The organism is Mucilaginibacter sp. SJ (assembly GCF_028993635.1).
Taxonomy (GTDB): Bacteria; Bacteroidota; Bacteroidia; order Sphingobacteriales; family Sphingobacteriaceae; genus Mucilaginibacter.
Window position 1 is genome coordinate 1,264,235 of sequence record NZ_CP118631.1, and the last position, 24,596, is coordinate 1,288,830.

Annotated in this window: 23 protein-coding genes; 11 read left to right on the top strand and 12 right to left on the bottom strand. The window is 40.9% G+C overall.

What is annotated here, in order from left to right:
* Positions 1-14: 14 nt before the first annotated feature.
* The 5 genes from MusilaSJ_RS04950 to MusilaSJ_RS04970 all read left to right on the top strand — a co-directional run bounded on the left by MusilaSJ_RS04950 (position 15) and on the right by MusilaSJ_RS04970 (position 5,103).
* Positions 15-500: a TQO small subunit DoxD gene (locus MusilaSJ_RS04950; protein WP_274988946.1), complete on the top strand. Its 486-nt coding sequence runs from the start codon at positions 15-17 to the stop codon at positions 498-500.
* Between the two features lie 31 nt (positions 501-531).
* Positions 532-1,575: an EamA family transporter gene (locus tag MusilaSJ_RS04955; RefSeq protein WP_274988947.1), complete on the top strand. Its 1,044-nt coding sequence runs from the start codon at positions 532-534 to the stop codon at positions 1,573-1,575.
* 32 nt (positions 1,576-1,607) lie between these two features.
* Positions 1,608-2,411 carry an MBL fold metallo-hydrolase gene (locus tag MusilaSJ_RS04960; protein WP_274988948.1) on the top strand — a complete coding sequence of 268 codons (804 nt, stop codon included), beginning with the start codon at positions 1,608-1,610 and terminating at the stop codon, positions 2,409-2,411.
* Between the two features lie 207 nt (positions 2,412-2,618).
* A complete protein-coding gene (locus MusilaSJ_RS04965) occupies positions 2,619-4,235 on the top strand; it encodes a carboxylesterase/lipase family protein (protein ID WP_274988949.1) in 1,617 nt (538 codons plus the stop codon).
* Positions 4,236-4,239: 4 nt separating this feature from the next.
* Complete coding sequence (locus MusilaSJ_RS04970) at positions 4,240-5,103, top strand: alpha/beta hydrolase (protein WP_274988950.1); 864 nt, start codon at positions 4,240-4,242, stop codon at positions 5,101-5,103.
* 65 nt (positions 5,104-5,168) lie between these two features.
* Here the strand turns inward: MusilaSJ_RS04970 and MusilaSJ_RS04975 are convergent, their stop codons facing one another.
* The 6 genes from MusilaSJ_RS04975 to MusilaSJ_RS05000 form a co-directional block, all read right to left on the bottom strand.
* Positions 5,169-5,936, bottom strand: coding sequence for a hypothetical protein (locus MusilaSJ_RS04975; protein ID WP_274988951.1), 768 nt, complete (start codon positions 5,934-5,936; stop codon positions 5,169-5,171).
* Positions 5,937-6,446: 510 nt separating this feature from the next.
* Positions 6,447-7,823: an OmpA family protein gene (locus MusilaSJ_RS04980; protein ID WP_274988952.1), complete on the bottom strand. Its 1,377-nt coding sequence runs from the start codon at positions 7,821-7,823 to the stop codon at positions 6,447-6,449.
* Positions 7,824-8,132: 309 nt separating this feature from the next.
* Positions 8,133-8,972, bottom strand: coding sequence for a maleylpyruvate isomerase N-terminal domain-containing protein (locus MusilaSJ_RS04985; RefSeq protein WP_274988953.1), 840 nt, complete (start codon positions 8,970-8,972; stop codon positions 8,133-8,135).
* A 27-nt stretch (positions 8,973-8,999) separates the two neighbouring features.
* Positions 9,000-9,428 (bottom strand): OsmC family protein, encoded by a 429-nt coding sequence (locus tag MusilaSJ_RS04990; protein ID WP_274988954.1) that lies wholly within the window; start codon positions 9,426-9,428, stop codon positions 9,000-9,002.
* A gap of 91 nt (positions 9,429-9,519) precedes the next feature.
* Positions 9,520-9,936, bottom strand: a complete 417-nt coding sequence (locus tag MusilaSJ_RS04995) for a DUF3052 domain-containing protein (RefSeq protein ID WP_274988955.1) — start codon at positions 9,934-9,936, stop codon at positions 9,520-9,522.
* Entirely contained in the window at positions 9,936-10,370 is a 435-nt protein-coding gene (locus MusilaSJ_RS05000; protein WP_274988956.1) for a DinB family protein, read from the bottom strand. The genes MusilaSJ_RS04995 and MusilaSJ_RS05000 overlap by 1 nt, the downstream gene beginning before the upstream one ends.
* Positions 10,371-10,453: 83 nt before the next feature.
* Here MusilaSJ_RS05000 and MusilaSJ_RS05005 point away from each other — a divergent pair, with 83 nt between their 5' ends.
* The 3 genes from MusilaSJ_RS05005 (at position 10,454) to MusilaSJ_RS05015 (ending at position 12,733) form a co-directional block, all read left to right on the top strand.
* Positions 10,454-11,701 carry a spore maturation protein gene (locus tag MusilaSJ_RS05005; RefSeq protein WP_274988957.1) on the top strand — a complete coding sequence of 416 codons (1,248 nt, stop codon included), beginning with the start codon at positions 10,454-10,456 and terminating at the stop codon, positions 11,699-11,701.
* A gap of 71 nt (positions 11,702-11,772) precedes the next feature.
* Positions 11,773-12,192 (top strand): hypothetical protein, encoded by a 420-nt coding sequence (locus tag MusilaSJ_RS05010; RefSeq protein ID WP_274988958.1) that lies wholly within the window; start codon positions 11,773-11,775, stop codon positions 12,190-12,192.
* 127 nt (positions 12,193-12,319) lie between these two features.
* Entirely contained in the window at positions 12,320-12,733 is a 414-nt protein-coding gene (locus MusilaSJ_RS05015) for an OsmC family protein (RefSeq protein ID WP_274988959.1), read from the top strand.
* Positions 12,734-12,953: 220 nt separating this feature from the next.
* Here MusilaSJ_RS05015 and MusilaSJ_RS05020 read toward each other — a convergent pair whose 3' ends face one another.
* Positions 12,954-13,571: a TetR/AcrR family transcriptional regulator gene (locus tag MusilaSJ_RS05020; protein WP_274988960.1), complete on the bottom strand. Its 618-nt coding sequence runs from the start codon at positions 13,569-13,571 to the stop codon at positions 12,954-12,956.
* A gap of 178 nt (positions 13,572-13,749) precedes the next feature.
* Here MusilaSJ_RS05020 and MusilaSJ_RS05025 point away from each other — a divergent pair, with 178 nt between their 5' ends.
* Positions 13,750-14,877 (top strand): mechanosensitive ion channel family protein, encoded by a 1,128-nt coding sequence (locus MusilaSJ_RS05025; RefSeq protein WP_274988961.1) that lies wholly within the window; start codon positions 13,750-13,752, stop codon positions 14,875-14,877.
* On the opposite strand, the gene MusilaSJ_RS05030 is transcribed toward MusilaSJ_RS05025, so the two are convergent.
* The 5 genes from MusilaSJ_RS05030 to MusilaSJ_RS05050 all read right to left on the bottom strand — a co-directional run bounded on the left by MusilaSJ_RS05030 (position 14,856) and on the right by MusilaSJ_RS05050 (position 22,114).
* Entirely contained in the window at positions 14,856-15,359 is a 504-nt protein-coding gene (locus MusilaSJ_RS05030; RefSeq protein WP_274988962.1) for a DUF4126 family protein, read from the bottom strand. The genes MusilaSJ_RS05025 and MusilaSJ_RS05030 overlap by 22 nt on opposite strands.
* A 128-nt stretch (positions 15,360-15,487) precedes the next feature.
* Positions 15,488-18,910 (bottom strand): efflux RND transporter permease subunit, encoded by a 3,423-nt coding sequence (locus MusilaSJ_RS05035; protein WP_274988963.1) that lies wholly within the window; start codon positions 18,908-18,910, stop codon positions 15,488-15,490.
* 25 nt (positions 18,911-18,935) lie between these two features.
* A complete protein-coding gene (locus MusilaSJ_RS05040) occupies positions 18,936-20,039 on the bottom strand; it encodes an efflux RND transporter periplasmic adaptor subunit (RefSeq protein ID WP_274988964.1) in 1,104 nt (367 codons plus the stop codon).
* A 33-nt stretch (positions 20,040-20,072) separates the two neighbouring features.
* Positions 20,073-21,422 (bottom strand): TolC family protein, encoded by a 1,350-nt coding sequence (locus MusilaSJ_RS05045; protein WP_274988965.1) that lies wholly within the window; start codon positions 21,420-21,422, stop codon positions 20,073-20,075.
* 80 nt (positions 21,423-21,502) lie between these two features.
* Positions 21,503-22,114 (bottom strand): TetR/AcrR family transcriptional regulator, encoded by a 612-nt coding sequence (locus MusilaSJ_RS05050; protein ID WP_274988966.1) that lies wholly within the window; start codon positions 22,112-22,114, stop codon positions 21,503-21,505.
* 205 nt (positions 22,115-22,319) lie between these two features.
* Here MusilaSJ_RS05050 and purB point away from each other — a divergent pair, with 205 nt between their 5' ends.
* Together purB and MusilaSJ_RS05060 are read left to right on the top strand one after the other, a co-directional pair.
* Positions 22,320-23,663, top strand: a complete 1,344-nt coding sequence (gene purB / locus MusilaSJ_RS05055; protein WP_274988967.1) for an adenylosuccinate lyase — start codon at positions 22,320-22,322, stop codon at positions 23,661-23,663.
* Positions 23,664-23,848: 185 nt separating this feature from the next.
* The gene (locus MusilaSJ_RS05060) at positions 23,849-24,400 is read left to right on the top strand and encodes a NifU family protein (protein ID WP_188831840.1); all 552 of its coding nucleotides are present in this window, start codon (positions 23,849-23,851) and stop codon (positions 24,398-24,400) included.
* Positions 24,401-24,596 lie beyond the last annotated feature (196 nt).

Sequence of the window (24,596 nt, forward strand, 5' to 3'; positions counted from 1 at the left end):
TCAAAAAAAAACTTATGCAACTCAATCAAAAAATATCATCCATATACCTAAGGTTAGCCATTGGAGTAAGCTACCTGTGGGAAGTAGCCGACCGCCTCGGCTTATTTGGCCCAAACGGTCACGCACACGTTGGCTGGGGCGACTGGAAACATTTTATTGCCTATGCCAAACAGGTAATGAGTTTCCTACCCAATGGCATCATAAATCCGCTGGCAACTATTGCAACCATTGGCGAAGGCGGTTTTGGCTTATTACTCATCCTTGGCTTATTTACCCGCATGGCAGCTATCGGCAGCGGCGTACTTAGTTTATGTTTTGCTATCTCGATGGCAATTTCCTTCGGCATCGAATCGCCCCTGGGTTATTCAGTTTTTACTTTGAGCGCCGCAAGTTTTCTGCTGGCCGGGACAGCCCAATATTCGTGGAGCTTAGATAAATGGTTTGCCGCACATATTGTGAACAAAAAGCTTACGGCTTACCAATCATTGCAAGCCAACTAATCAGCAAACATCTTTAACCAATAAAATAATCATGGCAATTACAGCAAATACAAAAGCATCACCCCTTTTAGTGATCATAGCCTTTGCTACTGTTTATATAGTATGGGGGTCAACCTATTTCTTTATACAAATGGCAATTCAGGGCTTCCCTCCCATGCTGATGGGTGCATTGCGTTTTTTTACCGCGGGTATTTTATTACTTGGCTGGTGCTACATTAAGGGCGACAACATATTTGTTAAGCGCGATATCATCACCTCCGGTATCTGCGGACTGCTTACCCTATTCATAGCTACAGGTATAGTGATCTGGGTCGAGCGCAATATCCCCAGTGCCATGGTTGCCATTATGATTTCCGTAAACCCGATATGGTTCATCATATTAGATAAAGCTAACTGGCGGGTAAACCTCAAAAATAAATCAACCATATTCGGCCTCATTATCGGCTTTGCGGGGATCCTGCTCCTTTTTGGTGAAGCCTTCCTAAAATCGGTTACCGGTACCATGGACCATGCTAAATTAACAGGATTACTATTGTTACTGGCAGGTCCTGTTGCGTGGTCGGCAGGATCATTATATTCAAAAAAGCGGGGCGGTACAGCTCCGGCAAGGGTAAATACATCCTGGCAAATGATCATTGCCGGTTTGGCTTTTGTACCGGCTGCCATTATTCACCGGGAGTTTAACGGATTTGATCTCGCTACCGTTCCGGCTCAGTCATGGATAGCTATCGTTTACCTTATCATATTCGGATCAATTGGGGCATTCAGCGCTTACGTATGGCTACTGCAGGTAAGGCCTGCAACGCAAGTGAGCACCCATTCGTATGTAAATCCGGTTATCGCCGTACTACTTGGGGTTTGCTTTGCACATGAAAGCATTTCGTTAATGCAGTTTTTGGGGTTAATTGTGATCTTACTTAGTGTACTGCTTGTTAATCTTTCAAAATACGGGAAGCTTAAGTTTAAAAAGCCTGTGACCAAAATAGTTGAACAAGCAGGTAACTGCAATCGCCTCAATCCGGCTTCCGATTTAGAGCAGATCAAAGCATTGGCTAAAATAGCTTACCGGATCTAAAATCATCTCCCTAAATAAAACTTTATAAAACTATGAACAAAACCATCATATGCAGCACATGCGGCACCCAGTTTTTAGCCAATCCCGGCGTGCCGGAGTTTTGCCCGATCTGTACAGATGACCGCCAGTATGTTCCTGAAAGCGGCCAGTTATGGACGGAAACAATTGAACTTAAAAACCGCAACATAAAAATAACCCAGTTAAATGAGCAATTATACGCCCTGAAAATAACACCTGAATTTGCCATAGCTCAAAGGGCGTTATTGCTTGTTTCACCCAACGGCAATATTTTGTGGGATTGCATTCCCTATTTGGATAAACCTACAATTGATTTTATAAACAACCTTGGTGGCTTAAAGGCCATAGCATTTTCACATCCTCACTATTACAGCAACATGAATGACTGGGCGTCCGAATTTGACTGCCCCATTTACATCCACCAAAATGATGCAGAATGGGTACCATTTAAAACCCGGCACACCCGGCTGTGGGATGGTAATAGCATGCAACTTTGGGACGGGATCAACATAGTACACATCGGCGGACATTTTGCCGGTAGTTGTGTACTGCATGTTCCGGAACTAACCACCAAGGGCGCCATGCTTTGCGGCGATACTTTTAATATAGGCAGGAGCAAGCAGCATATCGCTATCATGTACAGCTATCCTAATATAATCATGCTGCCGCGCGATGAATTTGAAAAGGCTTACAAAAAAGCATCCCATATTGATTTTGATACCATTTACGGCGCATTTGAAAACCAGGATATTGAGGGCAATGCAAAGGAAATATTTGAAACTTCGATGCAGCGGTACAAGGATAGCTATGCATTATAATTATAAAAACTAACTCCGTTTTAGCTGATTTTTTTTAAAGTAAAAAGTATGATATAGTTGTATTTGGCGAATCCATTGTGTTATATTTACACAATAGCTATTGCCAGTGGATAAAGATCCTCGCCAATTATTGGTAATTAACTATCTTTCAATTCCGGAAGCCAGTTTCGGATCGCGAAGTGTAAACCAATTTAACCAAATACAATTATGAAAAAAAACAGTACCCTCATGCTGCTTTTACTCATTTGCTTTTTACCCGTAACGGCGTTTTGCCAAAGCAACAACGAACCGGTTGTTGCCGGGAGCGGTATTGCTGTAACATCAACCGAAAGCGGAAAAGTAAAAGGCTATCTTCACAATGGCATTTTTACATTTAAAGGTATCCCCTACGCCAAAGCCGATCGCTTTATGGCGCCCGAAAAACCTGCGCCATGGACAGATGTACGCAGTTCAAAAACTTACGGTCCGGTATGTCCTACCGATCCAACCACAACTGTTAACGACGAATTTGAATTTGCCTTTCAGCATGATCTGGGTTATTCAAATGAACACTGCCAGTCGCTCAATGTATGGACACAGAAACTGAACGATGGCAAAAAACGCCCGGTAATGGTTTGGCTGCATGGCGGCGGCTTTACTGCCGGCTCATCAATTGAGCTTCCGTCATATGATGGTGAAAACCTGGCTAAAAAAGGCGATGTGGTGTTGGTATCGGTAAATCACAGGTTAAACATTTTGGGTTTTCTTGATCTTTCGGCCTATGGCGATAAATATAAAAGTTCTGCAAACGCGGGCCTGCTTGATTTGAAATTGGCCCTGGAATGGGTAAAACAAAATATAACCCAGTTTGGCGGCGATCCTGATAATGTGACCATCTTTGGACAGTCGGGCGGCGGCGGTAAGGTTACCTGTTTGATGAACGCGCCGTCAGTAAAAGGTTTATTTAAAAACGCCATTGTTGAAAGCGGCAGCTATATTACCAATTTTAACGAAAAACCGGTTACCCAAAAAGTTGCCGCTGCATTATTGGAAGAACTTCACCTGCAGCCTTCACAGGTTGATTCCCTTCAAAAACTGCCTTATGATGTATTAAATGAGGCGGGAAAAAAAGCCATGCGTAGGGTTTCGGCCGATTTGAAAAAAGAGGGCAAAACCATGAACGGCTGGGGGCCTGCTTTAGACGGCGATTTTCTTCCTTATCAACCATCAGACCCGGCAGCTAAAGAACTATCGAAAAATATCCCGCTGCTGGTAGGTACTACCAAAAACGAATTCGCTCCATTTATACCTGGCCCTAAAAGCCAAACTATGGATGAGTTAAAGGCCAGTCTCCAAAAGAAGTATGGCGATAAAACAGATGCTTACATCGCCGCCGCGCAAAAAGCATATCCCACAATTTCAAAACCATCAGAATATACCGATATTGAATTTAACTTCCGCTCATTAGCTATTAAACAAGCCAATGAAAAGGCTGTTAGCGGTGCTGCCCCTGTGTATATGTACTTGTTTACCTGGCAATCGCCCGTAAATGGAGGCATGTATAAAGCTATGCACTGTATGGATATTGCTTTCCAGTTTAACAATATAGCGCGCTGCCAGGAAATGACCGGCGGCGGTAAGGAAGCATATGCCCTTGCCGATAAAATAAGCAGCGCTTGGATAAATTTTGCCAAAACCGGCACCCCCAATACATCGTCGTTACCTAAATGGCCTGCATACACTGCCGAAAATGGTGCAACTATGATACTGGATAACCAATGCACAGTTAAAAACCACCCTGATGATGAATTATTAAAAATAGTAGCCTCAGCACCAAAACCATAAGTAAATGAGAAGAGTAGTTTTAATATTTACCCTGCTGTTTTGCAGTGCCTGCGTTTTTGCAGCTAAAGTTGATACGGTGCAGATCCCAAGCGTGGCAATGAACAAAACTTATAAAGCGGCTATTGCATTCCCTAAAACATATGGAAAAAGCAAAGCCAATTTTCCGGTGTTGTACTTGCTGCACGGAGGCTATGGCCATTTTGATGACTGGCTGCTGAAAACACCGGATAAATCGTTGGTAAAAGACCTTGCTGACCAATACAACATCATTATTGTAATGCCTGAAGGTGAAATCTTTAGTTATTATGTTGATAGCCCGATTGATCCTAACAGCAAATTTGAAACTTATATCATTAAAGAAGTCATTCCTTTTATCGATAGCAAATACCGCACCGTTAATGATAAAAAAGGCAGGTTTATCACCGGCTTATCTATGGGAGGATTTGGCTCGTTGTATCTTTCAACCAGGCATCCGGAACTTTTTGCAGCAGCGGGGAGTATGAGCGGAGCCCTCGACCCAAATATGACCACCTGGAAACTTCCTCCCGATAGGTTTGAGATGCTTACCAAAATGCTTGATAAGATTTGGGGGCCTATGACGCCCGATACTTACCTGCAATATTCCGTTGTGAACATGGCCGATCAGATCCGAAAAAACGGATTGCCATTGGTTATTAATATCGGAGTTGATGACTTTTTGCTTGAGCCCAACCGTGAATTACACCGCAGATTAGTTTATAACCATACCCCACATGATTATTCCGAACAGCCAGGAGGCCATACCTGGGAATTTTGGCAAAACGCGTTGCCGGGGCATTTATTGTTTTTCAGCAAAATACTGAAAACAAATGGTGTTTATGTTTTATAAAAAGCTAAGTTGAATATATAAAGGGAAGATCGATCACAGTATCTTCCCTTTATATTGTGCTATTTTTAGCATGGAAAGATAAGCGCCGGTAGGTGGGCATGTTCTTCATTCTCCATATTCTCCCAATCCCACAGCCCGTTTAATTGAGAGCTGCGATTGCTCAATACAAAAAAATCAACCCGCATTATATTGGCCAGCACATCAACGGTTTTCATGATATCCCGCTCTTTAATATTCACAAGGTTCAGTCTTGAACCAGAGAACAATTGCCTGAACACAGCATCAGCATAATCACTATGCATGTGGGGTAATCCCAATTCAGTTATATTAAAAAGCGATGCCTTTACACCCATTGCTTCACTCATTTTATTTAAAAAACTTACAATATCCTTTTGGGCATAACGAAGATCGGCAAGGTATCCCATATTTGTAATATTGAATGACGCACCTTCCGGAACGGCCAGCAAGGGGCAGCACGAATGATTTAAAACAGGCACAAGCTGTTCATTAATTTCTTTTGCGGTTCCGCTAACCCCTTTGATAATTAAACCTATATCATATTTAGCTGTAATTGCGTGGAGCGACATCCCCAAAGTATCCAGATAGTTAAGGAAAACTATATTTTCGGTGCCTTTATTTTGATCTTTAAAACTAAAATCCTCATTATCAAATATATCCTGCATGATAGTATCAGATAACTGGACACTCATCGGTTCGGGTACCGTGTTCATAACAATTACTTTGGTTTTTAATTTATTGCCTAAATTACTGGCGTAAGTAAGTGCATAATTGCTTTCTTTTCTGAGATTGTGAACTACCAGGATTGCTTTCATAGCTAATTTATATAATAATGAGATGTATGATTTGAACAAGTGATAACAAGAGCTGTTTCTTAATTTGTAATTAAAAAAGTCATAAAAAAGTCAGTTTGACACGCTCATGAGTTGCTGGCTGTATATAAACTTTAACCTTTAACTGAAAAGCGGATATTATTCACCACCTGTTGCAATAAACGGTTATGTTAGGTAATCTTTAAAATGACTTTGTTTTAATTTACACTGATATTAAATAACGTTGCTTATTGATGTCACGGATAAATAAAAACAGATCAATTTGCAATAAAAATGACCGCTCATGCTAAACACTTGATCACTATTGACGATTTCCTGGTAGCACCACCATTACCCGCTCCTGCTATAGGAAATTAAACAGGATGATGGTATTGGCGAACTGATCAAAATCCTGGCTATTCAAACAATCACCTGGTTTGGTTGCTAAATATGAAAGCAAAAAAGCCACTCAATTGAGCAGCTTTTTACTTATATAAGGTTTAACAACCTTTGTTAATACAAGGTAAATTCAACCCTGCGATTAGCCTGACGGCCTGCAGCTGTTTTGTTTGTAGCTATTGGCTGTGTTTGACCATAGCCGGTTGCTTCAATACGCGATGGATTTGCACCTTTGCTTGCGAGGTATGATTTAACCGATTCAGCACGATCTTTTGATAAACGCATGTTTAAATCAGCCGAACCTGTGTTGTCAGTATGGCCAGCAAGTTTTAGGCTAAAGTTTTTATCAACCAATAACTGTGCTACCCTATCCAAACTTGGATATGAATGCGCACGAATGGTAGCTTTACCCAAATCAAACTCAAGATTTTTGATAGCGTCTTTAACCACTTTCTTATCTTCTTCGGTAACATACACTACTGGTTTAGCCAAAGGACAGCCTGAACCATCAACCTTTTGCCCCGCAGGTGTATTAGGGCATTTATCGTTTACGTCCACAACACCGTCACCGTCGCTGTCGGTAGTTAATTTGGCGAGGTTGGCGTTGGTTGTTGCAAGGTCGCTGGCCAGCTGCGCGTTTTTAGCTTTTTCAGCGTCTATCTGTTGCTGTAATTCGGCACGGGTACGCTGGTTTTCCCATTGGTACTCTGTACGCATTGATGACACCGGGTTATGGGTTGCCATCTGGTGTTTTTTCTTGCTGCCAAGGGCAAATTCCAAACCAATATGCGCGTATGAAAACCTGTCATCACCCGCGCCCTGGTTGTATCCGTCAAGATTATCGGCCTGTACAAAGTTAACCTGGTAACCTAAATCAAGGTTTATACCCGGTGCAAGATCAAATTTCAAACCTAAGCCAACGGGGATAAACAATTCATTGATGTGGCCATTATCGGTTTTCTTAAAATTTTCCTGTTGACCGCCAACCGGGGTGATCCTTGGTGTGAAGTTCATATTACCAACGCCCGCGGTTAAGTAAGGCTGAATAAACGGCTTTTCATGACGCCAGTTGATGTTAGCCAACGTAATGTTAGCGCTTAAAGCTGCCGACCAGTTAAATTTAGTAGAGTATGAATCATAAGGAGAAGTACCTATTGCGTTGGGCTGACTGTTTGATGAAGTTAATTTACCGCGAAGGAAGTCGGCTTGCAAGCCTAAAGATGGCAATATTTGTTTTTTAATGTACCCGCCGTAGCCAAACTGTTCGGTTGGGCTGGTAAAATCCTGTCTGTTGTTGCGTCCAAATATGGTAAAAGGGGTTAACAAACCGCCATGTACACCTATTGACCAGGTGCGCAGTTCACCACCACCCGAAAAGGGTCTCACGTAATCTTTTGCTGTAGCTGAGGTATCTGTCGACTGAGCGAATAATTTACCGCTAATCATAACTCCTGTAAGAAGCAATGAGGCTTTTTTTAAATTTGTTTTCATATTTATATGTTTAATTATACGTTTAACATTCAAGTAAAACGTACACTGGTTAATCCAACATTGATGCCATCAATATTTATCAAACCAGAAAGCTCATTGCCAAAAGGCAGGCTACTTAAACAAAAAAAGCATATGAAATTTGATATAAAATGCTGATTAACTAAGTCAAATACTTATGTTTTTATAACGCGATTAAGGTTGCTTTAAACAAGCAATCACAGTCAAATTCTTAATTTTTTGTATAAATTGGTTAATGAGTTAAAAAGAATACAGTTTGTACACTTAAAGAGTAAATAAACAAAATGGTTGTTAAGCCATCACAGCAACCATATTAAACAAATTTTCGCCCAGGTTAATATCGCCGCTGATTTTAGATGCTCCCAACGCTGTTTGCGGATTGATCCCTTTAGTAAAAACCTTCCAGGCAATATCAGGCGATAAAGTCACTATAGTATCCGGCACAGATCCGGCATTTTTGGTGAGTGTCCAGCCCTCAGCCATTTTAAGCAGGTACCAGTTACCTCCGGCTTCGCCAGTTACAATAATTTGAATTAACACACCGGTGTTTGCGTTGACCGTACGATATGCATGCGGCAGTCCGCACATAAAGGTATCGATGCAGGGATAAAACAATTCGGCAGTTAGGATACCTTGTTTGCCAACCGCTTCGCGGATCTGTTGTTGATGATGAAACTTTTCGGTGTATTCGCGGGCTATGTGAAACCAGTTAACGGATTCATCTTCACCTGCCCAGGCTACTGAAAATGGTGCAGGTGCAAACAAATCAGCAGCAGCCATTATTTTGCTGTATTGTTTGCCTGTAGTTTCTAAAAGGTCGGTAAGCAACTGCGGGCTTACACGCCTCATTGCATTTACCCAGGTAGCATTTAATCCATTCAAAAAATCAACTAAATCGCTATAGCTATTAATGGGATTTGAAGAGGGATCGCCGGCAAATTGGTGAGAGGAAGAAACGACGCGTATGTTACCATCAAGCAAATGAGCGGCAATATCCTTTACCGTCCAAAGTTTTGCTAATGTAGGCCTGTTCCAGTCGTCGGCTGATAAAGACTTAAGCAGTTCTATTAGCTTTTGGTCTAAAAGGGGGAACAGGTGAACTGTTTTAATAGATACTTCCTGTTCCGCCATTTGATATTTTACTGGGTAATAAATATATTATTCAGCAGGATGAACAATTACTTTCCACTTAATTTCGGCACCGGCTTTTGCAAGTGTTGCAGCAACTGAACAGTATTTGTTAATAGAAAGTTCGGCAGCACGCACAGCTTTATCCTCATCAACATTGCCATAAATATGAAATTCAATATCCACATCCTTCCATAACGAAGGTTCTTTACCGGCTTCACGTTCGCCATTAACAACCATTTTATAGTCGGTTATTTCCTGGCGCTGTTTTTTCAGGATACTGATCACATCAATTGCCGAGCAACCGGCCAGGCCCATTAAAAGCATTTGCATTGGGCGGACGCCAAAATCCTGGCCGCCACTTTCCGGACTACTGTCCATTTTTACGGTGTGCCCGTTAGCGTCAACAGCTTCAAAGCCAAAATCGCCATGTACACGTTTTAATTCAATCTGAGCCATATTATCAGGTATTATTGTGCTAAGTTATACAATTAAGCGCTTATGCTAAAACGCAGTGCCGTTTGTTTAACTGGTTTTAACTAAAAATGACCTATACCACATATTTCCTGTTTTTAACGGGGATCACCAGCTTCAAACCCGACCACACTTCATCAACCGCGCAAACCTTGATATCAACCAACCCCATTTGCAAAGCAAAGTTCCTGATCAAATCTTCTGTAATATCAGTAACTACTTTTGAAGCCTTTTTTGGCCAGGAAACCCAGAGCATGCCATCCTGTTTTATTTGTTTCATCAGTTCGGGCAGCTTAATCCGGTATTCATCCGCGCTTTTACTAAAAAAATGGATCACATCATTTTCAAATGAAATATCATCTGTAAAATAAACATCAGGAGACATGTCGCTAAACAGATCCAGGTAATAATCAGGTGCGTTAACAAGCAACAGCTTCCCACCTGCTTTTATGCCGAGTTTTTTTGCCAGGGGCGTAGCTGAATAACCTGCCATTACAAAATATTTTTAAGGTGATGGAGCATGTGATCAACATAATCGGCAGCAAGCCATTCAACAGTTTGCAGGTTAGGCTCCTGTTTGCTGTTGTCACAACTCGCGCTTAACCTGCCGGTCGGATAATTTGTTAAAACCCGTACAATTTGAAGGTTTAATAATACCCAAAGATCTATTAGTTGTTCAGCATCAGCATCCTGGTACCGGGCGGCGGCGACCCATTCAACCTGTTCATAGGTAAGCTTGAAGTTTTCTTCATAAGTACAGCGTACAAAGCGTTGAAGGTTAATTTGTGCGCTATCAATCAAATGGCCGATCACCTCTTTTTTTGACCATTTAGCGGGCGATGCTTTATAGGCCCAGTCAATATCGCGGCCTTTTAACTGCCGTACGTTTTGAATAGTTTCGGTTAATTTATTGATAGTGTTATTCATAAATCGGTTGGTTGCATTGGTAGTAATATCAGCATTTCATATTAAACTACAAAAGCACTAACTTCAAAGCCTTAAACATTACTATGGCGCTTAACTATATCTGGATAGCTTTTTTTGTAATTGCATTTGTAGTTTCACTCATAAAATTAGTTTTTTTTGGCGATACAGAAGCCTTCAAATTATTGGTTGAAGGGTTATTTAATTCTTCAAAATCGTCAGTGATGGATATCGCTTTGCCACTGATTGGCTCTATGGCATTCTGGCTCGGCATTCTGAACATTGGCGAAAAAGCAGGGGCAATTAATTTTTTATCAAGGATAGTGAGGCCGTTCTTTAGCCGCTTGTTCCCGGATGTGCCGAAAGATCACCCTGCCACAGGCCATATGATGATGAACTTTTCGGCCAATTTAATGGGCCTCGATAATGCAGCTACACCGCTCGGTTTAAAAGCGATGGGCAGCCTGCAGGAGCTTAATCCCGACAAGGAAAGAGCATCAAACGCCCAGATCATGTTCCTGGTGCTGCATACATCCGGCTTGCAGTTATTACCTGTTACCATTATAGCGCAAAGGGCAATCCTCAACTCCAAAGATCCTGCTGAAGTATTTTTACCCTGCATTATCGCAACATACGTAGCTACAGTAGCGGGACTTATAGCAGTGGCTATCAAACAAAAGATCAATCTTTTTGACAGGGTAATTATTGGCTGGCTTGGCGGCGTTACTACATTTATATTACTGGTAGTATGGTATTTTACCACCCAGCTAACCAAAGAGCAGATCAGTATGGTATCATCTGTTATCAGTAATGTGATGTTGTTTACCATACCGGTAATATTTATTGTGGGAGGGCTTGTAAAGAAGGTAAACGTATTTGAAGTTTTTGTAGAAGGTGCCAAGGGAGGTTTTGAAACATCTGTTAAAATAATCCCTTACCTGGTAGCTATGTTGGTTGGGATCAGCGTGTTCAGGAATTGCGGCGCGTTGGATTATATGAATGAAGGGTTACGCTGGGTCTGCGTTCAGTTTAATTTAGATACTCGCTTTGTAGATGCTATGCCTGTGGCTTATCTTAAACCATTAAGCGGTTCGGGCTCAAAAGGCATGATGATAACGGTAATGCAAAATTTTGGTGTTGACAAATTTGCCGGACGGCTTGCCGGGATCTTTAACGGTTCGGCTGATACCACTTTTTACATCGTTGCTTTATACTTTGGTTCGGTAGGTATTAAAAAGTCACGTTACGCTATCCCGGCCGGGCTTATAGCCGATTTGGCCGGCGTTATTGCGGCGATTTTTATTGCTTATTTATTCTTTGGCCATCAGCCATAATTTCTACTTAAAAAGAGGGCCAGCTTATTCATCAATTAAATTGCTACTTTTATTGCACCCTTTTTAAACTAATGACTCAAACTTATCTTAAAGAAAAGCAGCTTAAAAAAAAGCGCGCTATGAAAGGCGTATATGCCATTATCATCGCTGGTATAGTATTTATTTTTATTATGGTAAAATTTGCCATATCCGGTGGTGTTACGGAGGTACTTTCGTTTAGCAAAATGCCTAATGCCGATGACGCCTATAAAATTGCGAAGGAATTTGTAATCCCAACCATACGTTCGGGAAATATCTCCTTTCCCGATGATAGATATCAGTTTGGCAAAAAGGCCGACTCTGTTTTTATTATCAAATCATATGTTCTTTCAACAGATAGCCAGGGAGAAACAAACCGTACTAATTTTGAAGTGATCCTGAAATATAACGGCGGCCCCAAATTTCTGAAAAAGAACTGGAACCTGGTTGATATTAACGAAACACCCGAATAACAAAGTCAGAAGTATTAAATCGGAAGTTGAAAGTCGGGTTTTCGCTTTTCTTAACTTAGCATTATGACTTTGGGCTAAAGAGTAAGCGTAAATTTACCAATGCTACTACATCATCATTATATGCCTTATGGAAGAAACCGGAATTGAGTTAATAGAAACAGCTACTGCATTTATAGGACTCACTCAATATCAAACAGTAGTTAACAGCGGTGGGCATGGCCTTATAACCGATGAACCCCTTGAAGCTGAAGGCAGCAATACAGGCATGAGCCCATTTAGCTTATTACTGGCGAGCCTTGCAAGCTGCACTGTGATCACCCTGCGCATGTACATTAACCGTAAAACCTGGCCTATTGAGGAAATTAAAGCCGATGTTGAAATGTTTAAGACTTTAAGCGGTACACGTATTGAAACTAAAATCAGCTTTAAAGGCGAAGTAAATAACGAACAAAGAGATCGGTTATTAAAAATAGCAAATGCATGCCCGGTACATAAAATATTGACCGGCAATATTGCTATCAGTACAAATATCAACCCATAAAAAAGCCCGCACAGCAAAAGCTATGCAGGCTAAATCACTCTAAAACAATCACCTCTTAAAAAAGAAGTATTTTATAAATAACTTAAACAGGGAGGTAATCACCTGGCTATTAAATTATTTGCAGGTACAAATGTACCCATAAATAACAGCCACAATATTCAACAGCCAATTCATTTGACGGCTAACTGACAGTATGGGGTATTTATACTTTAAGATGACTTTAGTACATCAATCCTTTGATAAAAATATCAAGCAGGAGGAGTTTTTTATGGTGAATTTCTTCCAGGTGCTCCTTACGCGGAAAGTTGGTTTTCTTTTGAGATATAGCCCCAACCCTGATGCCGTGCAAGGCATCCATCAATACATCAACAACTTCTTCAGGATTTTCTACAGGCTTAATGGCTCCTTTTCCAACTTCCGACTTAATAGCATTGCTCAACAGGTTTAGTTCGGCACTATGCACTTCACTAACTATTTGCCAGATGGTTTCGGGGAGGTTTTGTTCGTTAAGCCTGAAAAAATCAAAAAAGTTATAATTGTTTACTATAAACTCATGATGGGTATTTACCTGGAAGGTGAAAGCTTCTTTTAAATTGGTAAATGTATTTAGCCTGTTTTCAAGTGTTTTAAGATAATCAGTAGCAAGCTTACGCATTACAGCAATGTACAACTGGCTTTTATCCGGAAAATAATAATAAAGCAGGGCCTTTGACATAGAAAGATCGCCGGCTATTTCGTTCATGGTAGTTTTTGAATAACCGTAATGTAAAAAGCGCTGGTGCGAGGCCTCTAAAATTTTTTCTCTTTTAATATCCTGCTGGTCATTCACTGCTGCCATGTGCTCGTTAAGTTTTATTTAAACAGGTAAACAAAAAGTCAACACAATCGATTTCCTGACTTTTTTAACAAAACTATCAAAAATTCATTAAACATGTGTAACCGCACCCGGTACAGTGGCATTTGCTAAAACAATTTTACATTCCAACTATTTTACTGTAGAAAACATTTGCCTTGCTATGAATATTGAAAACAGCTTATCCCCCGACCTGCTTACATTTTCACAGCGCATACCATCATTTGCCTGGAACCTGATCATCGCGCTGGTAGCGGTACTTGTTGGCCTGATTATAAAATTCATAATAACCCGGCTGTTTAAATTTTATGCAAAAAAAACAGATGCATCCTACTCAATCTTAAGATCGATACTGGTTAACCTCGGGCCGGCCGTGGCTTACTTCATTCCGTTGTTTCTATTCAATATACTTTCGCCATTAATGCGAATGAATCCGGTTTATTACAGGCCTCTTGATAAAACTTTTGAAATTTTACTTACCATATCTTTCGCAGGACTGCTTGTACGTTCGGTACGAATCCTGGAAGATTATATCTATCATACTTACGACCTTAATAAAGTGGATAACCTGAAGGAGCGTAAGGTACGTACCCAGATCCAGTTTATACGTAAGATCATTGTGGTGACAATTATCTTTTTAACAATTGCCATTATATTGCTCAGCTTTGAAAGTATGCGTAAGATAGGTACCGGTTTACTTACCGGTGTTGGTATAGGCGGTATCATAGTTGGCTTCGCAGCGCAAAGCTCATTAGGTAATTTGCTGGCCGGCTTTCAGATAGCTTTTACACAGCCTATTCGTATTGATGATGTTTTAGTTGTGGAGGGCGAATGGGGCCGCGTGGAAGAGATCACCCTTACTTATGTGGTTTTAAAGATCTGGGACGAACGGAGGCTGATACTCCCCATCAATTATTTTATTCAAAAACCCTTTCAGAACTGGACGCGGACATCGGCAGATATACTGGGCACTGTATTCTTATATATGGACCATACCGCCCCTATTAATGCCATACGCGAAGAATTTGAACGCCTGATAGTTAAATCAAACTTATGGGATAAGCGGGTTAAAGTAGTGCAGGTAACCGATGTTAAAGAACATACTATCGAGATAAGGGTGCTAATGAGCTCCCGCACCTCATCGGACGCATTTGACCTCCGCTGTTATATTCGTGAAAACCTGGTAACCTTTATTCAAAAGAACTATCCTGACAGCCTGCCCCGGTCGCGTAATGAGATCAGCAACCTGGGCGAACTTGAAAAATATGTTCAGCCTGCAACCGGGGCATAGGTTAGCTTACTTAAGCCAAAGCCCGATCCTATTACCAAAGCGTCTTCAATTGCGCCAATTACCGGGTCGGCAATATGATTTGCCTTAACTGTGTGTTTTCGCAAGAAGTAGCTCCCGTAAGTTGCTGCTATTGCCGCTATCCCTCCTATCACCGCTCCGGTTAATGTTTTACCTCCAACAGCTTTATAAATACTGGCGCCGACCAGAGCGCCTGATAAGCACCTTGCTGCTACCCCGGCGGGCTCTATACGATTTGGAGTGGAGGGTAATTTATCCGCAATGAGTTCAGTAACTGATAAGATCTTTAAAACAGTAGCTGCGGTTGTTGATTGCATGAACCTTAACGGAGATTTTTCCAGTTGCTTTGACGGACGATGACTTAATATATGCGTGATTACAACAGGGGCAGATAAGGTACGCATACCGGCTAACGTACCAAGGCCTATCACAGGCCAAAGCGGTTTTGATGTTTTAAGTTTCATGGTTGTGATAAATGTTTGCCTAAAGAACCATAAATACATTATTATGTTTCATTTAGAGCGGTCATTAGTAACACAAACAGCCGCAATCTTTCGACAGCGGCTGTTTGTTACTGATGGCTCTTTATTTTTTAGACAGCTTCTGTTTCTAATACCTCAACATGTTTAGCTTCAACCGATTTTTTGCCGTACAATCTTGCTTTCAGGTTATAGCGGATCAGGTATAAACATGGTACAAGGATCAGGGTAATAATGGTAGCGAAACCTAAACCAAAGATCATTGTCCAGGCCAGCGGCCCCCAGAAAGCAACGTTATCACCACCAAAGTGGATATGCGGTTCAAAGTGAGTGAACAAGCCTACGAAATCGATATTGAAACCAACTGCCAAAGGTATTAAGCCTAAAATAGCAGCAGTTGCGGTTAACAATACAGGTGTCATACGGGTATGACCAGCTTCAACTACTGCGTCATGGATGCTTACCCCCTGCTCCAACAGCATATCGGTAAACTCAACCAATAAGATCCCGTTACGAACAACCACACCTGCTAATGCGATGATACCGATACCTGTCATTACAATAGACATTGTCATGCCGAATACGGTAACGCCCAGCAATACACCAATAATACTAAAGAGGATCTCGCTGATGATAATAAGCGTTTTGCCAATTGAGTTAAACTGGATCATTAAAATAATGAGAATAAGCCCGAATGACACACCAAGTGCAGAAAGCAGGAAAGTCATGGCTTCCATTTGGTCTTCCTGGCCACCACCCTGGCGTATAATTACATTATCCGGTTTTTTGAAATTGTTTATCGCCTTTAAAATATTAGCGTTAACCTCGTTTGGATTATTAGGCTTGATAACATTTGAGCCAAGTGTTAATACCCGGCGTTGCTGCTTACGTTTGATATTGCTATACGTTGTTGTATAGCGAACATCAGTAAAGGCAGAAATCGGCACCTGGCGTATAGCACCATTCATCGCCATATCACGGTAGGTGATCTTCAGGTTTTTGATCTCGTCAATATTACTACGCTGACTTGGCAATGTTCTTACCATAATTTTATAATCATCTTCGCGTGTATTGCGAAAGTCGGCCGCTTTCCAACCATAAATAGCGGTAAACAGGTTTTGATTGATTTGCTGAGAAGATACCCCTTCTCGGTTGGCACGTTCACGATCTACGTCAAACACAATTTCCGGTTTATCACTTTGTACGTCGGCAATCAGGTTTTCAATACCTGCAATGTTTTGTTTAGCCAGGTAGCTTTTAAGCCTGTTACCGGTAGCCACCAGTGTATCCAGGTTATCGCCTACAATTTCAATGCTGATGTCCTTTTGTACCGGCGGACCGCTATTTTCTTGCGTAACAGCTATTTTTGCCCCTGGAATTCCCTGTACTGCCGCGCGAATATTGGCCAATACTTTTTTTGTATCCTTACCGTTACGCTTACCAAACTCTACAAACGCTACAGTAACCTTACCTTTATTTTCATAATCGCCCTGATCTTCATCAGTAGGATCGGTAACGCCTTTTGTTACGTTTGAAATAACTGACGACACAATATCTTTGTCGGGTTCAACTACCTGGGCAACGCGCTTTTCTATCTGTTTAGTTACTTCGTTGGTATAAGCCTGATCGGTACCGATAGGTAAAGTAATGTACACATAAGCAAAGTTAGGATCGCCCGATGGGAAAAACTCTGGTGTTTTACCCCGCACAGCCATCAGAAAAATTGCAAAAATAAATAAGCCTATAGTACCTGCCAAAACGGTTATTGGTCGGTGTACGGCACGTTCAAGCCATTTGGCATACCAGTTTTGAAATTTAGGCCAGGCATTTTTCTGAAACCTATCGATAACACGCAACAGAAAGAAATGGTTAATCAGGTATAATACCATGATCAACACCATCAGGTTACCAAAGCCCACGTTAATCAAATAACCGATAACTGTAGCAATCGCCAAAAATATCATGGCGCGTTTTGTCGGTCTGTCAAATTTCGGGTTATCATGTTCACCATCATGGTGAGGCCTCATAAAATCAACCGCGAATACGGGATTAATGATATAAGCAACTACCAGCGATGCCAGTAAGGTAATGATTAATGTGATTGGCAGGAAGAACATGAAATGCCCGATCAAACTGTTCCAGAAAGCCAGCGGCACAAAAGGAGCCAAAGTGGTCATGGTACCCGAAAATACAGGAAGGAACACTTCTCCTGCAGCCATTTTAGCTGCCTCCTTAATAGGCACCTTTCCATTTGCAAAAATACGGTGTGTGTTTTCGATAACCACGATGGCGTCATCCACCACAATACCCAATGCCAGCAGGAACGAAAATAACACGATCATATTAAGCGTAAAGCCAATTGCGGGCATCACAAGGAACGCGATAAAACACGACAATGGTACCGACAATGCTACGAAAATGGCATTGGTTGTGCCCATAAAGAACATCAGGATAACGGTAACCAGCAAGAAGCCAATAACGATGGTGTTAATCAAGTCGTTAAGCGTTGTACGCGTTTTATCTGATTGATCGCCTGTAACAACAATATCCAGGCCTTTAGGGAATACTGTTCTCTGTTTTAGTTTAATCAGCTCATTGATTTTATCAGAAGCCTCAATCAGGTTTTCTCCGGCCCTCTTACTAACGTTGAGGGTAATTACATTTTTGAAGTTAGGATTATCATTGGTTTTCAATCTTGCGTAACTTTCCTGTTCTAAAAATGAATCTTTAACCTCGGCAATATCCCTCAAATAAACAGCCTGCCCTTTTGGGTTACGGATCACCATGGCAGCTACCTCATCGGCATTTTTGAAATCCTGCTTAATGTCGATAGTCCTGCGAACGCCATCAGTTTTAGCGGTACCCGTTGACGATAAAATATTTTCGTAACCAATAGCCGTACTAATATCTGGCAAGCTGAGTTGTGCGGCAGCCATCTTGTTCATATCAACATTAACCTGAATTTCAGGTGTTAAAGCGCCAACTTCATCAACTTTTGAAATCTCCTTGTAACTTTCAATTTCATCTTTTAATATATCAGCATATTCCTTTAGCTTTTTCAGGTCATAATTACCAGATATATTGATATATAAAATTGGAAGATCCGCAACATTGATATCCGAAACAACGGGATCGGTATAATTATTATCATTTTGCGGGAGATCCTTCTTAGCTTGGTCAATCTTGTCCTTTACATCTATTTTTGCATCCTTGATATCAATATTGGCTTGAAACTCAGCTGTGATAATAGAAACGTTCTGAACCGAGTTTGAGGTTACTTTCTTTAATCCCTTTAAAGATTTCAGTTGCTTTTCAATCTGGCGTGTTACCAGGTTCTCAATATTTTGGGGAGACTGACCAGCAAAGGTTGTAGTTATAAACACCTTTGATTGTGCTATGTCCGGAAAGTTTTCCTTTGGTAAACGGTTATAACTTATCAAGCCAAGCGCAGTGATCAGGAACATGAGCACATAGATGGCTGTCTTGTTATCAATGGCCCAGCTTGAAGGGCCAAATTCTTTTTTTACATCTTTCATAATGAACAGATCAAATGATTAATAACTAATTGGCCGACTGAACAACTTTGATCTTATCGCCGTCTTCTATTTCAGTTGCACCTTCAACAACCAGTTGGTCACCGGCTTTTAAGCCTGATAATATCTCTGTTTGACCACCATAGGTAACACCCGATTTTACGTTTACCTGTTTTGCTATACCATTCTGATTAACAAAAACATGATCGCCGTTTTCTGATTTCTGTATAGCTTTAACCGGCACTGCTATGGTATTTGTTTTTGAATAATCAGCAATTTTTAAAATTGCGGTCATATTAGGGCGAAGTGTGCTGCGCTGGGGTAATTTGACCTCCACACCGAAACTACGCGATGTTGGGTCGATAGCTTTAGCAGCAAAAGTCACCTTGGTAACCAACGAGTCCTTCGCATCCGGAATTAATATTTTAACATCGTTACCGGTATTTACGCTACTTGCATATGATTCGGGGACATCGGCCTTAACTTTTAAAACGTCGGCATTCACAATACGGATCCCTGTTTGCCCCGGCGTGGCACCCTGCCCCAGTTTCAGGTCCATTTGATCTACGGTACCAGAAATTGGCGAGATGATGCGATATAAACCCGATTGCCTTTTTAATGAAGCCAAAGCTTTCTGATTACTTTGCAATGCGGTTTGAGCTTGCAGATATTGTACTTCGGTGCCAATTTTCTGATCCCAAAGGTTTTTTTGACGATCAAACAGCTGTTGGCTCAGGTTAACCTGTGCTTCGGCTTGTGCTATATTTTGTTGCATAACACTGTTATCCAGCTGTGCTAACACCTGGCCTTTAGTTACATGCTGCCCGGGTTTTACATAAATAGCGGTAATAATCGCCTGTGCCTGCGGATAGGCCGTAACATTATCCTGAGCATCAATTTTACCCTGAATTTGGACGTAGTTAGTAAAACTTCCGTTTTTCACTTCAGTAACGCTTACGTCAGTTGTTTTAGCCGAATCGGTAGTACCCATTTCAGCCTGCAGCTTCGCTATTTTTGAATTGAGATCCGATTGTTGCTTTTGCAGATCGGCCAGTTCGGCCTTTTTATCTTTGGGTTTACTTGAGCAGGCAGCCAGTAAAACCAGGAAAGGTATGTATATGAATTTTTTCATTTTCATTGTTATATAGTGAGTTTAGTGTTGTTGTTATTTAATTCGTCCGTAAGCTTTGTCAAGGTCAACTTTGCTAACCAGGGCATCATAAAGGCCCTGGATATATTTGTTATCGGCATCTTCAAGCGATGTTTGAGCCTGTGTAACCTCAATGCTTGAGCCTACTCCCTGCTGATACTTCACTTTTGATACACGCAGTACTTCCTGTGCAAGCGCCTGGTTACGTTTTTGATTATTAAGAGATTGTAAGCCATTAATGTATGACACAGTTGCCACCTTTGCATCAAGGTTTATCGTATTTTTAAGGTTTACGAGGTCGTTTGTTGATTTTTGCACCTCAATTTTTGCCTGTCTTACCTGGTTTAACCTTTGCCCGCCACTGAAAATAGGAACGTTGAGCGTTAAACCGATATAACTTGAAGGAAAAACCTGGCTATAAAGCTTATTAAAATTGTTATTCTGATATGATGCCGCATAGCTGCCATTCGCACTTAGTGTCGGCAAATAAGTTGTTTTTTTGTTTTGCAGATCCAGCTCATTTAGTTTTTTCTGAGTCTCCTGCAGGGAGTACTCTATACGAGAGTGGTAAAAGCCCGTATCTACCGACATTTCTGCAACGTTATTATCAAGACTAACGTCGCTTAGCTTATCTTTCAACACAAGGTTTTCATCAACAGGCATTCCCATCTGAAACTTCAGCATTTGATAGTTCAAAGCCAATGAACGTACAACGTTTTCGCGGTTAGTTATTAAATTATTGTATTGCACAGTAATGCGGTCTACATCAATTTTTTCAACAAAGCCTTGCTTATTTTGTGCTACGGTTTGGTCAACCTGCTGTTTTAACTGGGTTATATTAGCATCGTATAGTTTAATTTGTTCGTCGCTAACCAAAACCTGATAATATGCTTTGGTGACAGCAACGTTGGCTTCAATTTTTGAGCGGGTATAATTACGCTGTGAAAGCTCACGATATGTTCTTGAAGCCTTTAAACCAACAAGATAACTCCCGTTAAAAAGGATCTGGTTTAAACTAACACCAAGGTTTGATTGGTACTTTACACCAAATTTAACCGGCACAAAGGTACCAGGGGCTCCAAAAAACTCACCCGGTAATAACGTGGTTGGTATTTTAAGATAATCCTGGAATGAGGCTGAGCCGCTGATTTGGGGTAAGCCAATGCCGGTTGTTTCTTTAACCTTATACTCCGCACTTTTGATATCGAGACCCGAGTTCACAACTGCGCTTTGGTGCTCGTAAGCATAATTGACACAATCCTGAACTGTAAAGTTATAGGTTTGTCCATTTGGCGTTGCCTCCTGCGCGTAGCTTTTAAAGGCTATGGCACAAAATACAGTTGCCGTAAAAAATAGATATTTCATTATATATATTGTGGTTGAGTGATTTACTTAAACTGATACAAATTTCTTTTAGCTATTGACAACCTTGTGTCAGCAGCCGGTTATTCATTATTAATATTTTTATATTCGTTAAGCAGCTTGTAGCCCTCAAGCGTACAAATGCCATAGTTAAAATGATCTAAAAACTGAACTTGTACCTTCCAGGGGCTAAATTCAGTTACCGGGAATATTGAAGTGTTAAAACCCAACTCCACCTGGTTAACCCGCATCCGTGCCATTATCTTTACGTCAATATCCTTACGAATGTAACCCTGCCCCATACCTTTAGTTAAAAGTTCTTCCATTTTTTGGATCAGTACCCCTGCTTTAAACTTTTGAAAGTCGTCCCAGGCTTCAGAATGATATTTTTGCAGATCATGAATAACAATCGGGTTGATCCTTGAAAATATCTCTTCTGAGCATTTGGTCATGTTGATCATCTCTTCAATCACATTAGCTGATTTACTGATAATCTCATTCATTTGATCCTCATCTTCCTTCAGTTTCTTTTTTGTAAGGGCAACAACTAATTCATTTTTGTCCCTGAAAAATTGATAGATCGTTTTTTTTGACATGCCAAGGTGCCTGGCTATATCATCCATCGTGATACTTTTAATCCCCGCCGTTAAAAACAGGTCTTCAGCACCTTTTATAATTCTTTCTATTTGACTCATTGACTTTCCGGGTCAAAACTAAGGAAACATTTTTTGAATAAAAAGTTTCCATTCATTTTTACTTTTTCATTACAAATACTTGTTCATTTTTTTAAATCAATTAGTTATTGCTTGTTAACCAGTGGTTTATTTGCAAAGCTTTTAATCTGCCAATGGCACATCAAAAATGATTACCTTTGCAAAAAATTATCACCACTCTTTTAATATGACGCTTACTCCACTTTCAGCGATCTCGCCTATTGATGGCCGTTATAGACACACCACCGCCGAACTTGCCGGATACTTTTCAGAATATGCACTTATCAAGTATCGTGTGTTTGTTGAAATCGAATACTTCATCGCACTTGTTGAATATCCACTACCTCAGTTACAATCATTTGATAAAAATCTATCAGAAAAGTTACGCGATATTTACAGGAATTTTTCGGAAGATGACGCAGAGAGTATCAAAGTGATTGAAAAAACGACAAATCATGATGTTAAAGCCGTTGAATATTTCATTAAAAAAGAGTTTGATAAATTAGGTTTGGAGCCTTACAAAGAGTTTATTCACTTTGGCCTTACTTCTCAGGACATCAACAACACTGCTATTCCCTATACCTTTAAGCTTGCTCTGAATAACAGCTACTACCCTGCCATTAATACCTTGATTAGTATCCTGAAAGCATTTGCTGCCGAGTGGGAAAATGTTCCGTTATTGGCGCATACGCATGGCCAGCCAGCTTCTCCAACCCGGTTAGGCAAAGAGATCCTGGTATTTGTTGAACGTTTGGAAGCCCAGCTTGAGTTACTAAAGCCTATTCCAAATTCAGCCAAGTTTGGTGGTGCTACCGGTAATTTTAACGCTCACTTTATCGCCTATCCTGATAAGGACTGGAAATCATTCGGTAATCATTTTGTGAACGAAGTATTGGGTTTAAAACGCTCGCAGTTTACTACCCAAATTGAGCACTACGATAATTTTGCCGCACAATGTGATGCTTTGAAACGCATTAATAATATCCTGATTGATCTTGACCGTGATATGTGGACTTACATATCCATGAACTACTTTAAGCAAAAGATCAAAGCGGGCGAAGTTGGTTCATCGGCTATGCCGCATAAAGTTAACCCTATCGACTTTGAAAACTCAGAAGGTAATCTGGGTATCGCCAATGCTTTATTTGAACACCTTGCAGCCAAGTTGCCGATTTCGAGGTTACAGCGCGACCTTACCGACTCGACCGTGCTAAGGAATATCGGTGTGCCTTTTGCGCATACATTGATCGCCATTAAATCAACCGTAAGGGGATTAAATAAATTGCTGCTGAATACTGATGCTATCAATGCCGATTTGGAAGCTAACTGGCCGGTTGTTGCAGAAGCTATCCAAACCATATTAAGGCGCGAAGGCTATCCTAATCCATATGAAGCCCTTAAAGACCTTACCCGTACCAATCAGCAAATCAACGCCAGCACAATAGCCGAGTTTGTTGATACGTTAAATGTAAGTAACGCCATTAAGGATGAGATTAAAAAGATAACACCATCGAATTATACAGGGATCTGAGTTAGATGTGCAAATTTCAGATGTGTAGATTCATAAATAATAAATCATCAATAGATCAAAACATCATTTGCACATCTGCACATTTGAAATCGAAAATCATCCGCATGTCATAACAAAGTTTAGGGTAGCTTTTAATAAAAAAGGTAGTTAAATTTGTTAATTAGATTGAATAAAAACACGAAACGATGAACATCAACGTATATACCGAATTAACGCCTAACCCGGCAACTATGAAATTCATAGTTAATAAACTGCTTATTAATGGCAGTGTTGACTTCCCTACTAAGGAAAGTGCCGAACATTCACCCTTTGCAAAGGAGCTTTATAAGTTTTCGTTTGTAAACGGCGTTTTCTTTGCCAGCAATTTTGTTACCATTACCAAAACGGAAGGCAGCGACTGGGCAGATGTTGAGCCGATAATGAAAGAGTTTGTTAAAGGCGCCGTTGAATCAGAGTTAAAGATCCAGTTAGAGGAAGAAGCCGAAGCCGGAAACTTTGAAGGCACTGAAACTGAAGTTAAAATTCAGCAGATCCTGCATGACTACGTTCGCCCGGCTGTTGAGCAGGACGGCGGCGCTATTTCTTACCGCTCATTTAACGAGGGTGTTGTAACTGTTGAACTTCGCGGTTCATGCAGCGGTTGTCCGTCATCAACGGTGACCCTTAAAGCCGGTATCGAAAACCTGCTTAAACGTATGGTTCCTGAAGTTACTGAAGTGGTTTCTGAAGCGTTATAATATTTGAGAATTGGGGTTCGAGCCCCAGTTGCTTACCCAAAAGCCTTTCATGAAAATGAGGGGCTTTTGCCTTTTATTCATTAACCACACATTACTTGCTATTAGCTCGAAGAGTCACGAGTAGCCCGCGTTTTAGTCTCATCCTTCATACTCGCGCCAGAGTAAAAGAATTTCCCGTCTAAAAATCGGTGAAATC

Excerpts from the sequence above, each read along its gene's own strand:
- MusilaSJ_RS04950 (WP_274988946.1), top strand. The coding sequence starts at position 15 with ATGCAACTCAATCAAAAAATATCATCCATATACCTAAGGTTAGCCATT.
- MusilaSJ_RS04955 (WP_274988947.1), top strand. The coding sequence starts at position 532 with ATGGCAATTACAGCAAATACAAAAGCATCACCCCTTTTAGTGATCATA.
- MusilaSJ_RS04960 (WP_274988948.1), top strand. The coding sequence starts at position 1,608 with ATGAACAAAACCATCATATGCAGCACATGCGGCACCCAGTTTTTAGCC.
- MusilaSJ_RS04965 (WP_274988949.1), top strand. The coding sequence starts at position 2,619 with ATGAAAAAAAACAGTACCCTCATGCTGCTTTTACTCATTTGCTTTTTA.
- MusilaSJ_RS04970 (WP_274988950.1), top strand. The coding sequence starts at position 4,240 with ATGAGAAGAGTAGTTTTAATATTTACCCTGCTGTTTTGCAGTGCCTGC.
- MusilaSJ_RS04975 (WP_274988951.1), bottom strand. The coding sequence starts at position 5,936 with ATGAAAGCAATCCTGGTAGTTCACAATCTCAGAAAAGAAAGCAATTAT.
- MusilaSJ_RS04980 (WP_274988952.1), bottom strand. The coding sequence starts at position 7,823 with ATGAAAACAAATTTAAAAAAAGCCTCATTGCTTCTTACAGGAGTTATG.
- MusilaSJ_RS04985 (WP_274988953.1), bottom strand. The coding sequence starts at position 8,972 with ATGGCGGAACAGGAAGTATCTATTAAAACAGTTCACCTGTTCCCCCTT.
- MusilaSJ_RS04990 (WP_274988954.1), bottom strand. The coding sequence starts at position 9,428 with ATGGCTCAGATTGAATTAAAACGTGTACATGGCGATTTTGGCTTTGAA.
- MusilaSJ_RS04995 (WP_274988955.1), bottom strand. The coding sequence starts at position 9,936 with ATGGCAGGTTATTCAGCTACGCCCCTGGCAAAAAAACTCGGCATAAAA.
- MusilaSJ_RS05000 (WP_274988956.1), bottom strand. The coding sequence starts at position 10,370 with ATGAATAACACTATCAATAAATTAACCGAAACTATTCAAAACGTACGG.
- MusilaSJ_RS05005 (WP_274988957.1), top strand. The coding sequence starts at position 10,454 with ATGGCGCTTAACTATATCTGGATAGCTTTTTTTGTAATTGCATTTGTA.
- MusilaSJ_RS05010 (WP_274988958.1), top strand. The coding sequence starts at position 11,773 with ATGACTCAAACTTATCTTAAAGAAAAGCAGCTTAAAAAAAAGCGCGCT.
- MusilaSJ_RS05015 (WP_274988959.1), top strand. The coding sequence starts at position 12,320 with ATGGAAGAAACCGGAATTGAGTTAATAGAAACAGCTACTGCATTTATA.
- MusilaSJ_RS05020 (WP_274988960.1), bottom strand. The coding sequence starts at position 13,571 with ATGGCAGCAGTGAATGACCAGCAGGATATTAAAAGAGAAAAAATTTTA.
- MusilaSJ_RS05025 (WP_274988961.1), top strand. The coding sequence starts at position 13,750 with ATGAATATTGAAAACAGCTTATCCCCCGACCTGCTTACATTTTCACAG.
- MusilaSJ_RS05030 (WP_274988962.1), bottom strand. The coding sequence starts at position 15,359 with ATGAAACTTAAAACATCAAAACCGCTTTGGCCTGTGATAGGCCTTGGT.
- MusilaSJ_RS05035 (WP_274988963.1), bottom strand. The coding sequence starts at position 18,910 with ATGAAAGATGTAAAAAAAGAATTTGGCCCTTCAAGCTGGGCCATTGAT.
- MusilaSJ_RS05040 (WP_274988964.1), bottom strand. The coding sequence starts at position 20,039 with ATGAAAAAATTCATATACATACCTTTCCTGGTTTTACTGGCTGCCTGC.
- MusilaSJ_RS05045 (WP_274988965.1), bottom strand. The coding sequence starts at position 21,422 with ATGAAATATCTATTTTTTACGGCAACTGTATTTTGTGCCATAGCCTTT.
- MusilaSJ_RS05050 (WP_274988966.1), bottom strand. The coding sequence starts at position 22,114 with ATGAGTCAAATAGAAAGAATTATAAAAGGTGCTGAAGACCTGTTTTTA.
- purB (WP_274988967.1), top strand. The coding sequence starts at position 22,320 with ATGACGCTTACTCCACTTTCAGCGATCTCGCCTATTGATGGCCGTTAT.
- MusilaSJ_RS05060 (WP_188831840.1), top strand. The coding sequence starts at position 23,849 with ATGAACATCAACGTATATACCGAATTAACGCCTAACCCGGCAACTATG.